This is a genomic window from Gemmobacter fulvus, from assembly GCF_018798885.1.
Classification (GTDB): Bacteria; Pseudomonadota; Alphaproteobacteria; order Rhodobacterales; family Rhodobacteraceae; genus Gemmobacter; species Gemmobacter fulvus.
Genome location: NZ_CP076361.1, coordinates 2,156,796 through 2,177,943 on the forward strand (window position 1 = coordinate 2,156,796; position 21,148 = coordinate 2,177,943).

Here is a 21,148-nt window from a genome sequence, read left to right on the forward strand (position 1 = left end):
TTGTCCTTACCCGATGTCGCGGAAGCATAGCCGTGTCTCTGGCCGCGCCAAGGCCAGAAACGCCAGAAGATCCGCCCGGCTCAGCGTGGCGCAGCCCTCGGTCGGCCCATATCCGGGGCTGGCGACATGCAGAAACACCGCACTGCCCGCGCCGGGCAAGACAGGATCGTCATTATGCCCCAGCACGACAACGATGTCGTAAAGGTCATCCCCGCGCCACAGCGCTTCATGGCTGGCGGCGAAGGGGCGTTTGACGGGGCGGTTATAGTCGGGATGGGCAGGCGCATCGCACCAGCCGTCATCCATGGCGATGGCGTCGGTCGGAAACACCGAAACCGGCGCGGTTGCCAGCTTGTCGGCGCGGAACAGCACACGCCGGATCGGCCAGCACCCGAGGGGGCTGATGCCGTCGCCCTCGATCCGTTTCACCCCGATGCCACTGCGCCCCACGCCTGCGCGCCAGACCTTGCCTGCACAGGCGGCCTGCCAGATATCGCCCTGTTTGGTCACGATCAGATCCATGTTGTCCTCTCAACGGGTCAATGGAGAATGGTGGGCCGCCACGCGGCTGTGGGTTCAGCCCGCATGGCTCCAGGGGCCGGGCTCTTCCAGCCGCAGTGCTGCGTCGATCCCGGCTCGGGCCCGGATCAGCCGGAACTGCGCACCGTCGACCAGCACTTCGGGGATCAGATCGCGGGAGTTGTAGGTGGAGGACATCGCCGCCCCGTAAGCCCCGGCGTGACGGAAGGCCAGAAGATCCCCAGCGGCGAGCGGCCCAAGGCCCGGATAGCTGCCGAAATCATCCGAGCTTTCGCAGATCGGCCCGACAAGGCGGTAGGCGCGGGCCGCCCCATCGCGGGGCGGGTGCAGCGGCATCACCGGGTGGCGAGCCTCGTAGAGCGCAGGGCGCATCAGATCGTTCATCGCAGCGTCAATGATGGCGAAATCGGCACCTTCGCCCGGCTTGAGGTACAGGACTTCACTCACCAGAACCCCGGCGCGACCGCACAGCCAGCGGCCCGGCTCCACGTTCAGCGCCAGATCCAGGCCGCCGACCGTCTCGCCGATGATGCGGGCATATTCGGCCAGATCCGGCCCCGGATGGCTGTCGTCGCCAATGCCCAGACCGCCGCCCAGATCCAGCCGCGCCACCGGCAGACCCGCAGCGCGCAGCACGCGCACCAGCCCGGCCATCGCGGCCCAGGCCTGCCGGAACGGCGCAAGGTCCAGGATCTGCGAGCCGATATGCACCGCCAGCCCCACCATCTCCAGTTCGGGGCGGGCGGCGGCCTCGGCATAGAGAGCGGGCACCTCGGCGGCGGCAATGCCGAACTTGCTGTCCTTGCGGGCAGTGGTGATCTTGGCGTGGGTCAGGGCGTCGACATCCGGGTTGACCCGCAGCGCCACCGGCGCGCGCAGACCCAGTTCGCGCGCGGCGGCCGCCACCACCTCCAGCTCTGCCGCGCTTTCGACATTGATCTGGTGCAAGCCGACCCGCAGCGCCGCGCGGATCTCGCCCCGTGTCTTGCCGACGCCGGAAAAGATGATCCGTGATGGCGGCGTTCCGGCAGCCAGCGCCCGCGTCATCTCGCCGCCCGACACGATATCCATGCCACAGCCAAGGGCAGCAAATTCGGCCAGAACATTCCGGTTGCTGCTGGCCTTGACCGCAAAGCAGACCGTCACCCGATGGGGGGCCACTGCCGCGGCCAGTGCCGCATAATTGGCCCGCAGGGCCGCCGCCGAATAGGCGTAGAACGGCGTGCCGACGGCCTGCGCCACCGCCGACAGCGGCACCGCTTCGGCGCAGAGCGTGCCGTTGCGGCGGGTAAGCCAGGCATCGGTGGTTTCGTCTCTGGTGTCGGGGAGGAAAGGCGTGGTCGCGGTCATGGTGACCCCTTGGTTGATGGGAACAGGCCGACCATCCCAGAGCTTCCCATGCAAATGAAATACTTCATTGGCAGATATTATTCATCGTTGATATGCAAGCGGCGCAAGGAGGACCGGACATGAAGCTTAATCTGCGCCAGATCGAGGTGTTCAATGCGGTCATGCTGAACAAAAGCATCACGGCAGCGGCGGCGCGGTTGGGCAGTTCGCAGCCCACGCTCAGCCGCGAGATCCGCGACATCGAAAGCCGGTTGGGGTTCGAGTTGTTCCTGCGTTTTGGCAAAAGGCTGACGCCGACCGAACAGGCGATCCTTCTGCATGAGGTGGTTCTGCGGTCTTTCGTGGGGCTGGACGAGATCAGCCGCGCCGCTTCGGCCATCCGCACCCATAATGCCGCGAATTTCCGCATCGCCAGCATCCCGGCCTATGCCGAATCCATCATCCCCCGGGTGATGCAGCGGCTGCTGAAACAGCGCCCGGCAATCCATTTTTCGATCCATTCGCATGAAGAGCCCTCGCTGCGCCACGAGATGACGACCCAGGTCTTTGACCTCTGTCTGGCCGAAAACCTGCTCGACCGTGAAAACGCCAGCAGCGAGACGGTGGTTGTCGGCAATATGGTCTGCGTGCTGCCGCAAGGCCATGATCTTGCGGCGCAACCCGTTCTGACCCCGGCAGATTTCACCGGCCAGCCCTTCATCTATTTCAGCCAGAACGACCCCTATCGTCACAAGCTGGATGCGGTGTTTCTGGAGGCGGGGGTGACGCGCAGCTATATCGGCGAGACGACCACCGCCGCCAGTGTCTGTGCCATGGTCGCAGCCGGGGTCGGTGTTTCGGTCATCAACCCGCTGACCGCCGCAAGCCATATCGGCGGCCCGGTGGTGTTTCGCCGCCTCTCGGTCGAGGTGCCTTACCGGGTGGCGCTCTGGCATCCTGCGCGCAGCACGCGGCAGGCCCATCTGCGCCGCTTCATCGCCGGGTTGCACGAGGCCGTCGCCGAGATGGCGGCCGAGCTTGACCGCCATCTGGTGCCCATGCCCGCAGGCTGAGGCTGCCGGATCAACCTGAAATGCGCTTGCCGCTGTCTTTGGCAAACAGATGCAGCCGCCCTGCCGCCGGGGCCACATGCAGCCGGTCGCCCCGGGCGGCGATCGTGCTGCCTGACAGGCGTAGCGTCATCAGCACGTCAGACCCTTCGATGACGCCATAACCAAACGCATCCGCCCCCAGCCATTCGACCGAGCGCAGCACCACCGGGATGCCCGGCGTGTCGGGGCTGACGATCTCCAGATCCTCGGGGCGCAGGCCCAGCCGCACCTCGCCAAGCGCAGGCAGGCCCGCCAGCGGCAGACGCTGCCCGCCCGGCAGAACCGCCACGCCCGCCTCGGCCCGAATGGTGAAGATGTTCATCGCGGGCGATCCGATGAAGCCCGCCACAAATTCGCTGGCCGGGGTGGTATAGACCTCATGCGGGGTGGCGATCTGTTCGGCCACGCCCTTGTTCATCACGATCAGCCGGTCGGCCAGCGTCATCGCCTCGACCTGATCATGGGTGACGTAAAGCGTGGTCTGGCCGGTGCGCAGGTGCATCTCCTTGATCTGCAAGCGCATCTGCACCCGCAGCTTGGCGTCGAGGTTCGACAGCGGTTCATCCAGCAGAAAGGCCGCAGGCTCGCGCACCAGTGCGCGCCCCATCGCCACGCGCTGCCGCTGCCCGCCCGACAAGGCGCGCGGCTTGCGCTCCAGATAGGGCTCCAGCTCCAGCATGGTGGCTGCGCGGGCGACACGTTCCGCAATTTCGGCCTTGGGCATTTTGGCGATCTTCAGGCCATAGGCCATGTTCTCGCGCACGCTCATATGCGGATAAAGCGCGTAATTCTGGAACACCATCGCGATGTCCCTTTCGCGCGGCTCCAGATCGTTCACCACCCTGTCGTTGATTTCGATGGTGCCGGAGCTGATGCCTTCCAGCCCGGCCACCATGCGCAGCAAGGTGGATTTGCCACAGCCCGACGGGCCGACGATGACCACGAATTCCCCATTCGCAATGTCCATGGTGATGCCATGGATCACCTCTTGCCCGGCATAGCTTTTGCGCAGGGTGTTCAGCAGAATACGCGCCATTTATTTCTCCGTCTCAACAAGGCCCTTCACGAACCAGCGCTGCATCAGCACGACCACGAGGATCGGCGGCAGAATGGCCAGCACGGAAGTCACCATGACGAGGTTCCAGGGGGTATCGGCATCCGCGAAAGACACCATCTTTTTCAGGGCGATGACGATGGTGTTCATTTCATTGGAATTGGTCACCAGCAGCGGCCACAGATATTGCGTCCAGCCGTAGATGAACTGGATCACGAAGATCGCCGCGACATTGGTCAGCGACAGTGGCCACAGGATGTCCTTGAAGAAGCGCCACGGGCCTGCGCCATCCACCCGCGCCGCCTCCAGCAATTCATCGGGGATGGTCATGAAGAACTGCCGGAACAGCAGCGTGGCGGTGGCCGAGGCGATCAAGGGCAGGATCAGACCGGCATAGGTGTCGATCAGGCCAAGATCGACCATCACCTTGTAGGTCGGCTGGATCCGCACCTCGACCGGCAACATCAATGTGATGAAGATCAGCCAGAAACATGCCATGCGCAGCGGAAAGCGGAAGAACACGATGGCATAGGCCGAGGCCATCGAAATGGCGATCTTGCCCAAGGCGATGCCCATGGCGATCAGCGTGGTATTTGCCAGCAGCCGCCACAGGCTGACGCCGCCAATCCGCCCGATCCCGCCGGAAAACGCCTCGTCATAATTGCGGAACGCCTCTGGCCCGGGCAGCAGGGGCAGGGGTGGGCGCAGGATGGTCTGCACGGAATGGGTGGAGGCGATAAAGACGTAATAGACCGGAAAGGCCACGATGATCACGCCGAGGATCATCCAGAAATGCGCCAGCATCCGGGCGGAGCCGCGTGCGGCCAGCGGGCTTTGCGAACCATCACCCATAATGCACCCGCTTTTCGATGAACCGGAACTGGAAGGCGGTCAGGGTGATGACGATCACCATCAGGATCACCGATTGCGCGGCGGAATCGCCCATGATCAGGTTCACGAACCCGTCGTTATACACTTTGTAGACCAGCGTTTCGGTGGCCTTGCCCGGCCCGCCGCCAGTGACGGCGTGAATGATGCCGAAAGTGTCGAACAGCGCATAGACGGTGTTCACCACCAGCAGGAAAAACGTCGTCGGTGCCAGAAGCGGAAAGACGATGGTCCAGAAGGCATGGTGCCTGCTGGCCCCATCAATCGCGGCGGCCTCCAGCAGGGATTTGGGAATGGCCTGAAGCCCGGCCACAAAGAACAGGAAGTTATAGCTGATCTGCTTCCATGTCGCGGCGGCCACGATCAACGCCATCGCCTGTTCGCTGTCCAGCAGCGGGTTCCAGGCGATGCCCATCTGGCGCAGCGGCCAGGCGAGCGTGCCGAAGGATGGGTTGAACATGAACAGCCACAACATGCCGGCAATGGCAGGGGCCACGGCATAGGGCCAGATCATCAGCGTGCGATAGAAGCCTTTGCCGCGTATGATCTTTTCTGCCTGAACCGCAAGGAACAGCGCGATGGCCATGGCAAAGAATGCGACCAGCACCGAAAAGATCACCGTCACCTGCATGGCGTTCAGATAACTCGGATCGCTCAGCACTTTGCGAAAATTGGCCAGCCCGACGAAGGTGGTTTTCAGCCCGAAAGCATCCTCTTTCATCACGGATTCACGAAAAGCCTGGGTCGCTGGCCAGTAAAAGAAGATCAGCGTGATCGCCAATTGTGGTGCCAGCAGCAGCCAAGGCAAAACCTTGTGCGGGAAAACGGTGCGGCGCATCCACACTCCTTGCTCTGTCGGACGAGAAGGCGCGCGCGGGTCTGTGCCACGCGCGCCCGGTTACGTTTGGTGGTGCGTGCCTCAGCCGCCCGAGGCTTCCTTGATCGCGGCATTGCCACGCTCGGCTGCGGCCTTCATTGCCTGTTCGGCGGTCTGCTGGCCTGCCAGCATCTTTTCATATTCTTCGTTCTGGATGTCGCGCAGCTGCGGCAGATTCGGGGCCCGCACACCTTTGGAGTTTTCGGTCGGCGGCTTGCCCGACATTTGCAGGATCGGCACTTCCCGCGCCGGGTTCTTCTCATAGAAACCCGAGGCTTTGGTGGCCTCATAGGCGGCCATGGTCACCGGCAGATAGCCCGACTGTTCGTGCAGGAACTGCTGCACTTCGGTTTGCGACAGGTAGTTGAAGAACGCGGCAACGCCCTTGTAGGTCTCTTCCGACTTGCCGCCCATCACCCAGAGCGAGGCCCCGCCCGGCGTGGTGTTCTGCGGCGCGCCTTCGGCGGTTTCATCATAGGGCAGCTGGCCGATGCCATAGTTCATGCCGGATTTCACGATGTCGCCCAGCCCGCCCGAGCTTTCGGTCAGGATGCCACATTCGCCCGAGGTGAAATTCTGCTTCGCTTCCGAGGTGCGGCCGCCATAGACAAACACCCCCTCTTTCGCCAGATCGGCAAGCTCTTGAAAATGCTTCACGAACAGCGGGCCGTCGATGGCGAGTTCGGGCGTGCCCGCCAGACCGTTTTCATTGCTGGCCCAGGAGACATTGTTCCAGGCGGCAAAGTTTTCGGTATGGATCCAGGTCAGCCAGGTCGAGGTGTAACCGCAGGTCGCAGCACCGCTGGACTTGATCTGGCGGGCGGCGGCCCAGACTTCGGCCCAGGTCTTGGGCGGGGTGTTCACATCCAGCCCGGCCTTTTCGAAAATATCCTTGTTGTAATACAGGATCGGCGAGGACGAGTTGTAGGGGAAGGACAGCATCTCGCCTTCGGGGCTGGAATAATAGCCGACGATACCTGGCAGATACTGGCTTTTGTCAAAGGTGAACCCGGCTTCGGTCAGCACCTCGGCCACCGGCTTGATCGCGCCTTGCGCGCCCATCATCACCCCGGTGCCCACATCGAACACCTGCATGATGTCGGGGGCCTGCCCGGCGCGGAACGCCGCAATGCCCGCATTCAGGGTTTCGGGATAGGTGCCCTTGAAGACCGGCTTGACCACATAATCGGTCTGGCTGGCGTTGAAGTCGCTGGCAATCTTTTCGACCACTTCGGAATTCGCGCCGGACATGGCGTGCCACCAGGAAATCTCGGTCTGGGCCTGCGCTGCGAACGGCAGCGACACAAGCCCGGCGACCCAAAGGTTCATGGCTTTCATATTGTCGTCCTCCTACGGTTTGTCTGACAGGACACCATTCCAAGGAATCACGACAATTTCTTAACTGTCCGTTCCTCAGTCTCCCCGCGCGAATTAAGCCCGGCCTTTGACCGAAAAGTCAATTATTCTGGTGGAAAGGGGTGGGTTCGGGGCAACTTTTGCGCGAAAATTGACGCCTGACCTTGCGGCAATCGGGGCGTCGGCTGCCGAAATCCCGATCCGCGCGCGGCCTGATGCGCCACCTTCCGTTGCGGCAATCGCGCAAGATTTTTCACCAGACCCCGAGGGCGGGGACAGAGTTGCAGCGGTGCGCGCTTTGCTGTTCACTGCATCGGGTGACGGTGGTCGATGCCGGGGGCCGGGGGCGACGATCCGGCCAGACCTGTCGGCAGGAAAGGGCAGAGTGGTTTCCGAGTTGCACGCGTTGAATGATGGTCTGTTCTTCCATGTCAGTGTCTATGCGACGCGCCCGAACCGGGATGGCTGGGGCGATACGCAATATGCCGAAGGATTGCTGCGCGCCATTCGCGCCTTGCGGGGCTGCGACGGCGATCTGTTCTTCCGCAACGAGATGCCAAAGCTTGGCTGCGGGCTGGGGCGCGATGTCGTGCTGCGCATCGTCGGGCCGCATCCCGAAGATCCGGTGCCGGGCGTGCCGAACCTGCTGTGGATGATCAGCCCGCCCAATCTGGCCCCGGTGGCCAGTCTGGCGCGGTTTCAGGGCGTGTTCTGTGCGTCGAAACTGTTTGCCAATTACCTTCAGCAGCGCGGCATTGCGGCGCAGTATCTGCCGCAGGCAACCGAGACTGCGCATTTCCACCCCGACCGGCGTCGCGCCGATGCCGCCGATATACCCGTGGTCTTTGTGGGCGCCTATGCGCCGCGGGTGGACCGGCGGCTTGTGGTGCAGGCGGTCAAATCGGGGCATGACGTGCGGATCTGGGGGCCGGGCTGGCGCGGCGTTGTGCCCGATCACTGCCTTCAGGGCGAGCGGCTGAATTACACCGAACTGGCCGAAACCTATGCCGCAGCCCGCATCGTGCTGAACAGCCACATGCCGCAGATGGCCGATCTTGGCTTCATGAGCAATCGCACCTTTGATGCGCTGTCGTCGGGCGCGCGGGTCATCTCCGAGGTGATCCCCGAGTTTACGGCGGCGACGCTGCCAGAGCTTGCCTGTGTGTCGGATACGGCAGGGCTGGTGGCAAAGCTGGACGAGTTCCTCGCGCTGCCCACCGCAGACCGGCAGGCCCGTATCGCGCTGCATGACCGGATCAAGCTGGACTTCGGCTTTGGCGGCCGCGCCATGACATTTGTGGCCTGTGCCCGCGAGGTGCTGGCGCAGCAGCAGATGGCCCTGCCCACCCGCGCGCTGCTGGACCAGCGGATGGCGGCGCCCATCGGCCTGCTGCGGCTGAGCGATCCGGCCCGTTCGGCCGATACCCAGCACGAAGGCCTGTTGTTGGCGGCTGACGAGATCCTGCATCTGGCGCGGGCCTATCCGCCGACTGCGCCGCTTCTGGCGGCAGAGCCTGCGGCAGGCGAGGGGGTCATTCATGCGCTGATGGCGGATTTGCGCGAGATGCAGGGACTGATGCGCGGCCCGGTCACGCCTGCTGCACAGGCCCGCGTCGACACGCTGGCCCGATCGGCGCTGCGGGTGGTCGAGGCGCTGCGCGAAACCTCACCTGTGCTGCGGCTGCGAGTCTCTCCGGCGGAACGTGATGCCGCTCTGGCGCGGCTGCTGCGCGATGAACCGCTGTGGGCGCACAGCCCCGAGGACTATCAGCGCGACGCGAACAAGATCCATCTGGCGCTCAACCCCCGGCGCGCGCCGGTCGCGACCCAAGCGCCGGTCGGGGTGTTCCTGCATCTTTTTTATGAGGATCTGGCAGAACAGTTTGCCGCCCGGCTGGCCCTGATTGACGCGCCGGTGCAGATCTATGTGTCAACCGATACCGAAGAAAAGGCCGCCCGCATCGCCGCCCATCTGCCGCAGGCCGAGATCCGTCTTTTTGCCAATCGCGGGCGCGACATCTGGCCCAAACTCTACGGCTTTGGCGATGTGTATCACCGCCACGATATCGTGCTGCATCTGCATGGCAAGAAATCCCCGCATTCCGGCAAGCTGAACGACTGGCTGGCGCATATCCTCGATTGTCTGCTGAACTCGCGCGAGGATGTGAACCGTATTCTTTCGCTGTTTCAGTCGATCCCGAGCCTCGGGCTGGTCACGCCGCTGACCTATCGTTCGGTACTCAGTGCCTCGCATTGGGGGGCGAACAAGGATATTGCGCGCGAATTGGCGGCCCGGATCAATCTGCAAGCGCCGCTGCCCGACAATTCGCAATTGCAGTTCCCGGTGGGGTCGATGTTCTGGGGGCGGACCAAGGCCATTCAGCCGCTGCTGGATCTGGCGCTGACACCGGCGCATTTCCCACCCGAAGCAGGGCAGGTTGATGGCACCGTCGCCCATGCCATCGAACGCATGTTGGGTGTGGTCTGTCGTGCGACGGGTCATGACATTCTGCCGGTCGCGGCGGTGGGGCAGACAGCACATGCAAAATACCGGCGGCAGTTCAACAGCAACCGCGCCTTGCGCACGGCTTTGGAGGCGGGGGCCTTCGCGCCGCCATGACCGCAGGCTCAGCCCGGATCGCCACCATCCGGCGTGATTTGCTGGAACATGCCATAAAGGCGCAGCGCAACGGCTTCGGGCAGGGGAATGGATTGCGCGGCATGAAGGCAATCACTGAACAAGCGATACCCGGCGGAGGTCTTGACCAGCGCCGAAAATTTCGCGCGATGCCAGTCGCAGGCGGCGTCATGCAGGGCGGCAATGCCGGGCAGCGCCTTCAATGCGGCCATTTCGGCCTGAAGCGCGTCGGACCAGATATGGATCGCCGTATTTTCAACGGAGTTGAAGTTCCGCTCGATCCAATAGTGCAGGTCAATGGATTTGACCTGCCGGTTCGCCAGGCCGCGCGCGGTTTTGACAAGAAAGCTTTCCGCCGATTTGAGCGAATAATGATTCATCTCGATGATCGCGCGGCCAACCGTTCTGCCGGGCAGGATCAGCCGCTCATTCGCGGCGGCAAAGCTTTCGGGCAGGATCTGGCCAGATCCATCCGCCCAGACCGGGGGGGTGGCGGTGTTCCGGCGTTTGGGCCGATGCACGCCGACTTTCTGAAAGCTGGCAGGGCGGAACAAAGTCTTGAAGAAACGGCCCGCAATCGGGTGAAAGAGATCGGGCGGGGCAGAGCGGGTGAATTGCGCCGTCACCGGCATGTCGTGAAAATTGGCCACGCCATTGGCCCCGAACAGCCGCCACGGAAGCGCAATCGCCTCGACTTCAACGCTCATGGCGGCAATGGCATCGGCCAATCGGTGCCCGCCGGTATGGATCACCGGAAATTCGTCAATATCGCTGAACAGGAACCAGTCATGCCCTTTGGCGGCGCGCGCCGTCCAGAGTGTTTGCAGCGCCTTCCACTGAATGCTTTTTCCGGGTTCGGCCTGATGCCGGATATGCTGCACAACCCCATGGGCGGCCAACCCGTCGAGGATGTGGTCGGTTCCGTCTTCACAATCATTGGAAAAGAACACAAAGTCGGTGACACCCAGCAAACGGTGATATGCAATCCACTCCAACAGGAACGGCGCTTCGTTGCGCACACAGGTGGCGGACATAATCTTCAAAAGACGACCTTCGCATTTATGACGCATTTCATTCCTACAACCTCTTGCCGTGCGCAGCCAGCCCGGCATGTGTGCCGCAGGGCGGGCGATGAAGGGACAGGGGCGGAATGGTGGTGACATTTCCCGCAGATCGGGGGCTGGCCTGGCCGGTGGACCATCCGCCGCTTGTCACCGTGGGTGATCCGATGCGGCCGGATCCGGCGCGGCTGGCCGCCCTGATCGGCGAATCCATCACGACCGGCTGGTTCAGCAATGGCGGGCCGCTGCACTTCCGGCTGGAACAGGCGCTGACCGGCCTTGCCGGGGCGGAGCAGCTTGATCTGGTGTCATCGGGCACCATGGCGCTGATGATGGCGCTGCGTCTGGGCAATCTGCCGGAAGGGGCCGAAGTCATCACGCCCGCGCTCAGCTTTGCCGCGACGGCGCAGGCGATTGCCTGGTGCGGCTTTCGCCCGGTCTTTGCCGATATCTCACCCGACACGCTAACCCTGTGCCCACGCGCCGTCGCGGCGGCCATCTCGCCACGCACGGCGGCCATTCTACCGGTGCATTTTCTGGATGTGCCCTGCGATGTGGCAGCGCTTGGCGATATTGCCCGCCGCCATGGGCTGTGGCTGGCTTATGATGCGGCGCAGGCCTTCGGGCTGACGCTGGACGGGCAGCCCATCGGCGTGCATGGCGATGCCAGCGCCTTTTCGCTGCATGCCACCAAGGTGCTGCACACCGGCGAGGGCGGCTTTGTCGTGACGAACGGGGCCGAAGCCTCGGCCCGGCTGCGGCGGTTGCGCAACTTCGGGCTGGAAGCGGGGCGGATGACCGGGCCGGGCACAAACGGCAAGCTGTCCGAGGCGCAGGCCGCCCTCGGGTTGGCGCTGCTGCCCGATCTGGCGGCGGAAATCGCGGCGCGGCAGGCTTTGCGGGCGCTCTATGATGCTGCGCTCGGCTCCGTTCCCGGTATCACCTTGCACCGGGGCGGTGGTGGGGCAAGTGCGGGCCTGACCACCTATGCCTTGCGCGCGGCCCCCGCGCTGCGCGCCCGCATCCATCAGGCCCTTGCCCAGGGCCGGATTCTGGCGCGCAATCACTTTCCGCTGCTCTGCGGCCCCGGCACCCGCTGGCCCGAGGTGCCGATCATCACGGCGCACCGCCAGCCCATCGCGCCGCAGGTCGCCCCCGAAGTGCTGTGCCTGCCGTTTCATGGCCGGGTGGCGGCAGAGGATGCGCAGCGGATTGCCGCGATCATCCGCCGCGTGGTGGCAGAGGGGCATCCCGCATGAAAGCGACGACCGAGTTTGACGAGATCACCGTTTTCGGCGCGCGCGGGCATACGCTGGTCATCCTGCGCGGCATGGAGGAATTCTGGCGGGGCCGGGTGCGGCTGCGCGCCCTTGTCGACGATATCGAAAACGGCTTCGTGCATCCGGTTCTGGGCATCCCGGTGATTTCGTCGGAGGAACGGCTGCGGCAATTTGCCGAAGTGCCGATTTTGCTGACCCCCGGCAGCGGATCACTGCGCGCTCGCATGGCCAAGCGGTTTACCGATGAGGGGGCCACACTGGCCACGGCGAGCTGCCCGGGCCAGCTGCACGTCGATCCGGTGGTGGACTACGGTGCCGGGTGCCTTTGCATGTCGTTCAGCAGGATCGGGCCGAATGTCCGCATCGGGGCGGGGGTGCAGCTTCTGGCCTCGGTTCTGGCGCATGATGTGACGATCGGCGATTTTGCCACGGTGGGCAGCGGTGTCTGTGTCTCGGGCCATGTGGAGATCGGCGAAGGCGCCCATATCGGGCCGCAGGCGGTGATCACCAATGGCAGCCGCGACAGGCCGTTGCGGATCGGGGCGGGGGCGATTGTCGGTGTGGGTGCGGCGGTGCTGCGCGATGTGCCCGCCGGGGCGCGGGTAATCGGCAACCCGGCGATGCCGGTGCGCGATTGGGTCAGGTTGCAGCGTCTGCTGAAACAGCCATGAGCTGCGCCAACACCCCGTCGACATAGGCCTCCAGCGCGGTTTCGGCGCGGATATGGCGGCGCAGGGCAAGGCGGCTGGCCCGGCTGACAGCGCGGGCGGCAGCCGTGGCGGCGGCCACAAAGGCGGTCCTGTCGCCCGGGGCGATAAACTGCCCGATGCCATCGGTCATGCCAATGATGCCGATATCGGCGGCATAGCCCACGAACGGGGTTCCGACTGCGGCGGCATGGATCACGGTTGTCGGCCCGGGATCCTGCCGCGATGTCAGCAGATAGACATCCGCCGCGCGATACCAGGCCAGCGAGTCCGCCACAAAGCCCGGCAGCTCCAGCGCCAACCCTGTTGCAAGTGCCTGATCCGCCAGCGCGCGCGCCCATCTGTCCAGCGCCCCGAGCCAGATGAACCGCGCCTCGGGGTGCTGCACACGAAGCGCCTGCGCCGCCTCCAGAAACAGATCGAAGCCTTTGCGCCATCCGGCATGGCCTGCGCTGATGAACACCGGCCCGCTTTGCGCCTTGCGCCAGCGCCGCGCCCGCCGAAAGGCCGCAAGCGGCGCAGGCGGGCGCTTGATGCCAGGGCGCAGCGCCGCCAGCGGGCCAAGTTCCGCCGCCAATGCCGCCGCCATTGACGGCATCGACACGATCAGCCGCGCCCCTGCCGCTTGTGCAGTAGCCAGATCGCCCAGAAGGTCTTGCGCGCGCAGATAATCGGCCATCTCGTGGATCAGCACCAGACAGGGGTGCCCGGCCAAGGCCAGATCCGCCGCCATACCCGCAGCGGCGGCAGTGTTGACCACGGTTGGCGTGCCAGCGGCCAGCCCCTGCGCCAACCCGCGCAGATCCCAGCCTTCGGCCAGCAGGAACACCGGGCCGAGCGCGCGGAACCTGTCCAGCAGCGGGCCGCCCCTGTGCAGCAGAAACACCGGCTGCCAGCTACGATCCGCCAATGCCGCCGCCAGATCCAGCGTCAGCAGCGGCACCCCGGCGGGTTGGGCATCATGGGCACAAAGCAGGAAAGGCCGGTCCCGGCCCGCCATGGCCTGCGCCATTGCCGCGCTGGACTCGGCCTGACTGCGCGGGACTGGCTTGGGCATGTGGCCCAGCTGCTGTCCTTCGGTGATGAAGTGGCGGAACGGCTGCCGCTGATCCAGTGCCAGATAGCAGCGTTGATAGAAATCGGCATCAAACCCGGCAGAGGGCGCGCGCACCTCCGCATCGCCATGCGCCATGAAATGCAGCGCTGCTGCTGCGCCCAGCCCGGCCAGATCGGGATAACGCTCAAGGTAATAGGCCGGGTCAATCAGAGGATGCGGCTGGCGCATCTCTCCGGCGGCGATCCTTTGCAGAAAATCGGCTGCCGCCGTTGCTGCCCCGCCGACCTGCCAATCAGGATAGCGTTGTTTGTAATACCGCGTTGAAAAATAGGGCCCCGGATCCAGACCAAGCCTGTCTCCCCTGGCGATGAAATGCTTCAACGACCCGCGATCCCCCAGCCCGTGACGCTGGCCATAGAACGCAGGATCGAAAATCGCATCATACATCGGCGGTCCTCCTGGCCTTGGTCATCCCTGCGGATCAGGCGCAGCTTCGCATGGATGAAGGCCGGATCAAAACCGGGAAAGCGGCACTGCGGGATCAGACATCGAGCACGGCATTCTCGATCCGCTCGTCCAGCGCCTTGCGGTCCAGCACGGTGATCATGCCCTTGCCGATCTGGATCACCGCCTCGTCGCGCAGCTCTCCCAGCTTGCGGTTCACCGTCTGGCGCGAACAGCCGATGATCGCGGCCAGCGAGGATTGGCTGGCCCTGATCTGCGGGCGGTGTTCGCTGGTCAGCTGGCTCAGATAGATGCACAGCCGCTGATCCACCGAATAGAACTGGCTGACCGATTTCGCCACATTATCGCGCATCAGCCGATCATAATAGATCCCGGCCAGATTGCGCACAAAGACCGGCGATTGCAGATGGGTATAGATCAGCGGCGTGGCGCAGAATAGCACGCTGGTATTGGCCTGCGCCGTGCAATTGGCGGCACAGAGGTTTTCGGACAACGCCTCCACATCGCCCAAAACATCGCCGGGGGTCGAGATGTGGACCACGCTCAGGTTGCCCTGCGCATCGACATAACTCACCTCAACCTGCCCTTGCGCCACCAGATAGAGACCGGGGCAGGGTTCGCCCTGCGACAGGATTTCGGTCGGGCTGGCGAAACGGCGCAGGGCGCAGGCGTCCAGAAAGGTGATCTTCTGATCATCCGACAGATCGGCCAGCAGGCTAGCATCCAGAAGATGCGGGAAGGCAAGGCTGTTCTTCACGGAGCGGCTTTCGGCAGGGGCGTCAGCATACAGGCCTGTTGCGTCGGATCAGCGCAACACGAGGCGATCTGCGAGACCGCGTCGCCATAGATCACATGCCAGCTGGGCAGGCTCTGGCCAAAGGCGGGCGGCATGGCATGGGACAGCGGATAGCGGAGCGCTGCGGCATCGGCGCCGAGCGGTGGCTCCTTGCCGGTCATCAGCCGGGTCAGGTTGCCGCAGGTTTCGGCCATGCCGATGCGGTGGCAGCTGACACAGGTATTGTCGCGCAGCGCAAAGGTTTCGGTGGGCCATTGGTCAAACCCGAACTGGCCGCCGACATGGAAATAGGGGCCGAACGGCGCTTGCGGCACCGCGTGCCAGACCTGACCCACAAAGGGGGAATACATGAACGGGTCGTTGTCGTGGCAATTGCCGCAGCCATCGGCGGCGACCTGTTCGGGCTCATTCCAGAAACTGTTGTCCCGCGCGTCGGTGGGCGAGGGCACCGCGAGGCCAGAGACCGGCGCGTCACGGCTGCCCGAGGCCTGAAACCAGCAGGTCGCGCCGGTGGCGGGATTATGCGCCACGATATCGATCTCGTCAAAATCCATGCTGGCAGGATCGCGGATCACCTTCTGGCGGCACATGACCGATACCATCATGTCCCTGGTGGACAGCGACAGGATGCGCGAATGAGGCACACATTGGCCATCGGACCCGGCACCGTTGTCCAGCAGGGCAGGGCGGTCGCAGTCCATCTGCGGCTGTGGATCGGTGACCGGCACGCCATCCACCGTTACCGGCACCGGCACGCCATCGGCGCATGAAAATTCCGGCAGCGGGCCGACGGCGGCACGGCAGGCCTCGGCATAGGCTTCATTGCTGGTCTGGGCGATTGCCGGGCTGGCCAGCGCGATCAGGACCATGCAGAACAGGGGGCGGATCATTGCACGGCCCCCCGTGTGGCGATGACGGCCAGCGCGGTTTCGCGCAGCGCATCGACATAACGCACATAGCCGGAGCAGCGGCAGATATGGTCACCGATGGCGGTGGCCATCGCCGCCTCAAGATCGGCAGGCGGCGGGGCGAGGGCCAGCCCATCCAGAAACACCTTGGCCGCCATCACGAACCCCGGCGTGCAATAGCCGCATTGAAACGAGAAATGGCGCAGGAACGCCTCTTGCACCGGCAAAAGCTCGGCTCCGGCCGAGACGCCCTCGATGGTGGTGATCGCCGCCCCGGCGAGGATCGACAGCGGGGTGGAACAGGCGATGACCGGCGTTTCCACCGGGTTCGGCAGTTTTGCCATGGCCACGGTGCAGGCGCGGCAGACGCCGATCCCGCAGCAGAACTTGGTGCCGGTCAGGTTCAGATCGTCATGCAGAAAGTCGATCAGCCGATCTTCGCCCCGCGCATCGGGCACCTCTTGTGCCATGCCGTTCACGGTGAATTTGATGCTCATTGTGCCAGACCTTGCAGAATTTTCGCTTGGGTGATGGGCAGCGAGGCAAAGCGCCGCCCGGTGGCATCCAGCAATGCGTTGGAGATTGCGGGGGCAACGGAACACATCACCGCCTCGGCAATGCCGCGCCCGGCGCGCCCGTCTCCCGGTGTCTCGGGCAGGATGATCAGCTCTTGCGCCCGCCCGCCGCGCGTATAGGTCGTGGCCAGCGGCATGTCCTGCAAGCGCGCAAGGTGATAACGGTTCAGGTTCCAGCTGCCATTGGCCGGGCCGTCCATGCCGGGCAGCAGCTCTTCCAGCAGCGCGTAAGACAGCGCCATGGCAACCCCGCCCTGCGATTGCCCCGAGACGAGTTCGGGCACATGCACCCGGCCCGCGTTGAGGATGCTGATGACGTTTTCCACCTGCACCCGCCCTGTATGGCGATCCACGGTCAGGCCGATGATGTTCAGGCAGGGCGCCCAGACATAACGCGCATAGCGCTTGCTGGCGCTGCCGGGGCCTTGCGTGTTCTGCCGCACCACACGGGCAGGCGTGTCCGCACCTGCCGCGTAATAGGACAGGCCATCCAGCCGCAGATGCACCGATCCGCCGGGGGTGGGAAAATCGGCCTCGGCCCAGCTTGCCTGAAAATAGGCATGGCCCAAGGCACCGGTCGGCAGGCCGCTGTCATGCATGGTGCGGGCCAGATCGGCCAGCGGCAGCGGTGGCAGGCTACCGTCCACGGCGACCAGCGCGCCGTCCTGCCAGACGGTTTGCGCGGGGGCCATGTCGGGGCGCTGCCACAGCTGCCGCGCCGCCGCCATCACGCTGCCTTCAAACAGCGCGCGGGCGGTTTCCTGAACGGCATGAACCTGATGCAGCCCAGTCAGGCAGGCCGAGGACGAGCCGACGGATTTCGGCGTCCAGTCGGGGTTCTGCCAGCGGGTGCCGGTGCTGTCGGTGGTGGTCAGCCCGGTCTGACCCCAGAGCGCATAGCTGGCCATATCGACCCGCGCCGCATTGGCGCCAAGGATCGGGCCGATCACCACACCCAGCGTGGTGGCCGAGCCATTGCCCATATCCACCGCATCGGATTCCACCCGCAGCGTGCCATCCGCTGCCAGATGCACCGCCGCCACCATGCCATCGCCCGAGGTGCCATAGGCCTGCAAGGACAGCGCAATCCCGGTGCCATAGGTCAGGCCGCGTACCGCGTAGTCGGCCTTTATCGCCGCCCGGTCCTGCCAGAGCGGATGGGCTTCGGCCAGATCGAGCATTTCGGACAGCCGCAGTTCCTGTGCAATGGGGCCGCCCGCAACCGTTGTGCCATCATCCGCCACCAGATTGGCGCGGCGCAGCGCCACCGGATCCCAGCCCTGCCGCGCCGCCAGATCATCCAGCGCGGTTTCCATGGCGAAATAGGCCTGCGGCCCGCCAAACCCGCGCATGGATCCGGCGCTGACATTCTGGGTATGCACCGCATTGGCAAAGATATTCGCCATGGGCAGTTGATAGGCCCCCCCGGCGCAGAGCGCAGCAAGGCTGGCGACATAGGGGCTGAGGTTCTTGCGCCCGCCGCCATCAAAGCGCAGCACCATCTGCGCCGCCTGCAACTTCATGTCGGGGCCGACCGACAGGCTGCCGTCGATGCGGGTGGTGTGGCGCTTCAGCCCGGTGCGGAACTGTTCAAACCGGTCAAACTCCAGCCGCACCGGATTGCCCTCGGTAAAGGGGGCGGCAAGGGCCAGCAGCAGCGAGAAAGGCGAACTGTCGCGCCCGCCAAAACCCCCGCCGGGGTAACAGCTGGTCAGATTGACCGCCGTCACCTTGACCGGCGCATCCTCGGTGCCGAACATGCCCGCAATATCGGCAATATCGCCATCGGGCGACTGGGTGCCCAGCACGATGTTCAGCGCCTGCGCCGCGCCATCATACCAGGCGATGCCGGTTTCCGGCTCCATGAACATCGGATCGACCGAACCCATGTCGCAGGCAATCGGCTGGGTCAGCAGTCCGGGCTGGGCGGCAAGGGCGGCGTCGATCTTTTGCCGATAGGCGGGAACCTCTGTCATGTAGAGGTTCGGGTCCGCGGTGGCATAGCTGAAATTCTCGCCCGCCAGCGTGTATTTCACATAGGTGGTTTCGGGTGGGAACACGCTGCCCATCCCGATGGAATGGCCGGTATCCAGCGCATAGATCTGGAATTCGGCATCGCGGAACTGCAAGGCACTGCGGGCCGCGCGTAAGCCCCGCGCGCTGTCAAACAGCAAAAGCGCCACGGCCTGACCCAGAAAATCCGGCACATTGCCGGGCTGCACGATCAGGTCAAATTCGATGTCCGGCGGGCGGTCAAAGCTGCCGGTCTCGCCGGTTGCCAACAGGGCATCCAGCTTTTCATCAATATGCAGATCGCGGCGGGTCCGCAGTTTCGGCGCGGCGAACTGCCCGGACAGCTGATTGCCGAGGATCACCCGGCGCGGGCGGGCTGCATCCGGCAGGCCCGCCAGATCCAGCCCCAGAAAGGCGTGATCGGTGGTCAGCGCATACAGAAACAGCGCATACCATTGTTTTGCGGGCCAGCCCGGCATGTCGCGAGCGTTGAAATCGCGGGCAAAGACCTTCTGCCCGGTCACCTTGGCGCGGCCGTCAATCCGCTCGGCGGCAATGCCCGGCACCGGAGAGCCGTTGCGCCCCACCTGCGCCAGCGCATTGGCGGGGCTATCGGCGCGAGCAACCTGCGGCAGGCCGGTCACGCAACAGGCGATCAGGCCCGCCGTGGTCTTGATGAAACTGCGGCGGGTCAGACCCGGAAATGGCTTGCGGCTGTCAATCATGTGATCCTCAAAACGGCAAAAAAGCAGGACCCGGGAACAGCACGCTGGCCAGATGGGCGCGGCCAGCGTGCTGCAACTTTCAAGATAATTCAACAGACTTCACTCGCTAAAAGGGTGATCGGCTGCCGGAAGATTGGGGGCTTTTCTTCTGGCTGCCGATCCTCGGTCAAGGACCGAGATCGACGCACATGGTGGAAACCGATCCGGCGGTCATCACCTTGTAATCCTGTCCCAATTTATCGACCCGCCGCTTGCCTGTCAGCAGGCACGGCCCGGCAACGCGGGCGGCAGGGTGGTGGTAAAGACGATGCGTGCTGCCCATCACCACTTCGCCCTTGATGGTCAGCGTCGGGCGCCCGCCCTCTGGCACTTCGGACCAGTCATTGCCGAAGGTGATGGTGTAATCGAACATCGTGCTCCAGTTGGCGGGCACAAGGCGATCCGTCCAGCCCACCTTGAAATCGGAGGTCGTGGTGTTCTTGCCCTCAAGAAACAGCGATTTTCCATCCAGCTGGTCGCCCGAGCTGACGGTGTAGCTGCTGCCTTTGGGCACGTTGGAGAATTTCACCACAAGGTCCATCACCTCTTCCACGTCGCCATGGCTATAGGCGGCCTTGCTGACCATCTGCGGCACGGCGCCCCGGATCAGCTGCATGTTGCGCTGGGCGATATTGGCATTGTCGGCCATGGTTTCGGCCAGCGACGCCACATTGTTCACCCCGGCCAGCGGGTTGGGAAAACCCGGGCTCAGCGCCACGGCGATCATGCAGTAATGATCCGCAGTATCCGGTGGCACCCAGGTGAAGGCATCGCTGGAACAGCCGATCATGCCCGCCTTGATGGCGAAATCCGGCGACATGTTCCCGCCCGAAGTGGCGAGCTGGTTTTCCTGCCACAGGAACGGGTAAAGCAGGATGTTCGGCGTGGCCCAGAACAGGTTCCACTGCCCGGTGACATCGGTCTTGCCGAAATTCTTGCCCCGGACATAAAAGTAGTTCGGCAGGTTGATATACAGCGAATTGTCATAGGCGTTGCCGTAGTTCGATTCCTTCTCCAGATCCGATACCGGATTGAAGGGTTTGGTGCCGGCCGAGATGATATCGGGCGATCCGGCGGTATAGCCGCGCGGCAGGCTGCCGGTTTCGCCGATCTGGTTGCGCAGGGTAATCACGCCATCTTGCGGGTCGTTTGCCATCGGGAAATCTCCGGTCAATGCGAAAGGGGAAGGGCGATCTTTTGCAGCACGATCTTGCGATCATCCCCGCCGGGCGTCTGTTCGATGCGGGACAGGCTGAGCGTCAGGGACGAGCTGGACTTCAGCGCATCGGGATCCGCCAGCCACAGCCGCAACGACAGATCGGCGCTGAACTTGCCCAGCTTGCTGCCGGACATGCCGATCAGGCTGCTGCCCTCGACCGGCTGGCGCGGAATGGCCAGCGCGGTTTTGGTGCAGGCCACCTCGACCTCGGTGCCCTGCGGCAGATCGGTGAAGCGCAGGTCAAGATCGACCTCGGAATAGGCGACGTTCTGGGTATAGGTGGCACTCAGATCCAGCACCGGCGGTTCGGCCTGCACATCTTCGGAGGTCAGGCTGACTTGCAGGAACGGCAGGCCGTCCTTGCCGGTTTCGGTGGTCAGCGCATAACCCACCAAGGCGCGGGTGCTGATGCTGTTGCGGGTCAGCCCGCAGGTGGCCGCGGTTTCAATCCGATAGCCGCTGCGCAGCCCGGTCAGAACAAAGGTGGTGTCATCGCTCATCGTGTTCTC

The 21,148-nt window shown here is 64.1% G+C and carries 18 protein-coding genes; 4 read left to right on the forward strand and 14 right to left on the reverse strand.

Translation table 11 applies throughout. From position 1 onward, the window contains the following. Positions 1–6: 6 nt before the first annotated feature. Together KM031_RS10430 and lysA are read right to left on the reverse strand one after the other, a co-directional pair. Entirely contained in the window at positions 7–522 is a 516-nt protein-coding gene (locus KM031_RS10430) for a L,D-transpeptidase family protein (protein ID WP_215504955.1), read from the reverse strand. 54 nt (positions 523–576) lie between these two features. After that, the gene (gene lysA / locus KM031_RS10435; RefSeq protein ID WP_215504954.1) at positions 577–1,890 is read right to left on the reverse strand and encodes a diaminopimelate decarboxylase; all 1,314 of its coding nucleotides are present in this window, start codon (positions 1,888–1,890) and stop codon (positions 577–579) included. A 119-nt stretch (positions 1,891–2,009) separates the two neighbouring features. Between lysA and KM031_RS10440 the strand changes: the two genes are divergently transcribed. Next, positions 2,010–2,942, forward strand: coding sequence for a LysR family transcriptional regulator (locus KM031_RS10440; protein ID WP_215504953.1), 933 nt, complete (start codon positions 2,010–2,012; stop codon positions 2,940–2,942). A 10-nt stretch (positions 2,943–2,952) separates the two neighbouring features. Here the strand turns inward: KM031_RS10440 and KM031_RS10445 are convergent, their stop codons facing one another. The 4 genes from KM031_RS10445 to ugpB form a co-directional block, all read right to left on the reverse strand. Beyond that, positions 2,953–4,017: a sn-glycerol-3-phosphate import ATP-binding protein UgpC gene (locus KM031_RS10445; RefSeq protein ID WP_215504952.1), complete on the reverse strand. Its 1,065-nt coding sequence runs from the start codon at positions 4,015–4,017 to the stop codon at positions 2,953–2,955. Further along, positions 4,018–4,887, reverse strand: coding sequence for a sn-glycerol-3-phosphate ABC transporter permease UgpE (ugpE, locus tag KM031_RS10450; RefSeq protein WP_246567009.1), 870 nt, complete (start codon positions 4,885–4,887; stop codon positions 4,018–4,020). Beyond that, complete coding sequence (ugpA, locus tag KM031_RS10455; protein WP_215504951.1) at positions 4,880–5,761, reverse strand: sn-glycerol-3-phosphate ABC transporter permease UgpA; 882 nt, start codon at positions 5,759–5,761, stop codon at positions 4,880–4,882. The genes ugpE and ugpA overlap by 8 nt, the downstream gene beginning before the upstream one ends. Positions 5,762–5,842: 81 nt before the next feature. Further along, a complete protein-coding gene (gene ugpB / locus KM031_RS10460) occupies positions 5,843–7,138 on the reverse strand; it encodes a sn-glycerol-3-phosphate ABC transporter substrate-binding protein UgpB (protein WP_215504950.1) in 1,296 nt (431 codons plus the stop codon). 403 nt (positions 7,139–7,541) lie between these two features. Between ugpB and KM031_RS10465 the strand changes: the two genes are divergently transcribed. Beyond that, a complete protein-coding gene (locus KM031_RS10465) occupies positions 7,542–9,776 on the forward strand; it encodes a rhamnan synthesis F family protein (RefSeq protein WP_260691899.1) in 2,235 nt (744 codons plus the stop codon). 8 nt (positions 9,777–9,784) lie between these two features. Here KM031_RS10465 and KM031_RS10470 read toward each other — a convergent pair whose 3' ends face one another. Beyond that, positions 9,785–10,828 carry a glycosyltransferase family 2 protein gene (locus KM031_RS10470; protein ID WP_246567045.1) on the reverse strand — a complete coding sequence of 348 codons (1,044 nt, stop codon included), beginning with the start codon at positions 10,826–10,828 and terminating at the stop codon, positions 9,785–9,787. Positions 10,829–10,950: 122 nt separating this feature from the next. Here KM031_RS10470 and KM031_RS10475 point away from each other — a divergent pair, with 122 nt between their 5' ends. Both KM031_RS10475 and KM031_RS10480 read left to right on the forward strand, forming a co-directional pair. Next, positions 10,951–12,114: a DegT/DnrJ/EryC1/StrS family aminotransferase gene (locus tag KM031_RS10475; protein WP_215504948.1), complete on the forward strand. Its 1,164-nt coding sequence runs from the start codon at positions 10,951–10,953 to the stop codon at positions 12,112–12,114. Next, positions 12,111–12,806: an acetyltransferase gene (locus KM031_RS10480; RefSeq protein ID WP_215504947.1), complete on the forward strand. Its 696-nt coding sequence runs from the start codon at positions 12,111–12,113 to the stop codon at positions 12,804–12,806. Before KM031_RS10475 ends, KM031_RS10480 begins: the two co-directional genes overlap by 4 nt. On the opposite strand, the gene KM031_RS10485 is transcribed toward KM031_RS10480, so the two are convergent. From KM031_RS10485 to KM031_RS10515, 7 genes are all read right to left on the reverse strand, one after another. Continuing rightward, positions 12,775–14,346, reverse strand: a complete 1,572-nt coding sequence (locus tag KM031_RS10485) for a glycosyltransferase (RefSeq protein WP_215504946.1) — start codon at positions 14,344–14,346, stop codon at positions 12,775–12,777. The two genes, KM031_RS10480 and KM031_RS10485, sit on opposite strands and share 32 nt — an antisense overlap. A gap of 94 nt (positions 14,347–14,440) precedes the next feature. Then, the gene (locus tag KM031_RS10490) at positions 14,441–15,121 is read right to left on the reverse strand and encodes a Crp/Fnr family transcriptional regulator (RefSeq protein WP_215504945.1); all 681 of its coding nucleotides are present in this window, start codon (positions 15,119–15,121) and stop codon (positions 14,441–14,443) included. Further along, positions 15,118–16,050, reverse strand: a complete 933-nt coding sequence (locus tag KM031_RS10495; protein WP_215504944.1) for a hypothetical protein — start codon at positions 16,048–16,050, stop codon at positions 15,118–15,120. The genes KM031_RS10490 and KM031_RS10495 overlap by 4 nt, the downstream gene beginning before the upstream one ends. Next, entirely contained in the window at positions 16,047–16,565 is a 519-nt protein-coding gene (locus KM031_RS10500; protein ID WP_215504943.1) for a (2Fe-2S)-binding protein, read from the reverse strand. The genes KM031_RS10495 and KM031_RS10500 overlap by 4 nt, the downstream gene beginning before the upstream one ends. Then, the gene (locus KM031_RS10505; protein WP_215504942.1) at positions 16,562–19,381 is read right to left on the reverse strand and encodes a xanthine dehydrogenase family protein molybdopterin-binding subunit; all 2,820 of its coding nucleotides are present in this window, start codon (positions 19,379–19,381) and stop codon (positions 16,562–16,564) included. Before KM031_RS10505 ends, KM031_RS10500 begins: the two co-directional genes overlap by 4 nt. Before the next feature lie 166 nt (positions 19,382–19,547). Next, positions 19,548–20,576, reverse strand: coding sequence for a hypothetical protein (locus KM031_RS10510; protein WP_215504941.1), 1,029 nt, complete (start codon positions 20,574–20,576; stop codon positions 19,548–19,550). Between the two features lie 14 nt (positions 20,577–20,590). After that, on the reverse strand, positions 20,591–21,139 hold the full coding sequence (locus tag KM031_RS10515; protein ID WP_215504940.1) for a hypothetical protein: 549 nt from the start codon (positions 21,137–21,139) through the stop codon (positions 20,591–20,593). Positions 21,140–21,148: the final 9 nt, after the last annotated feature.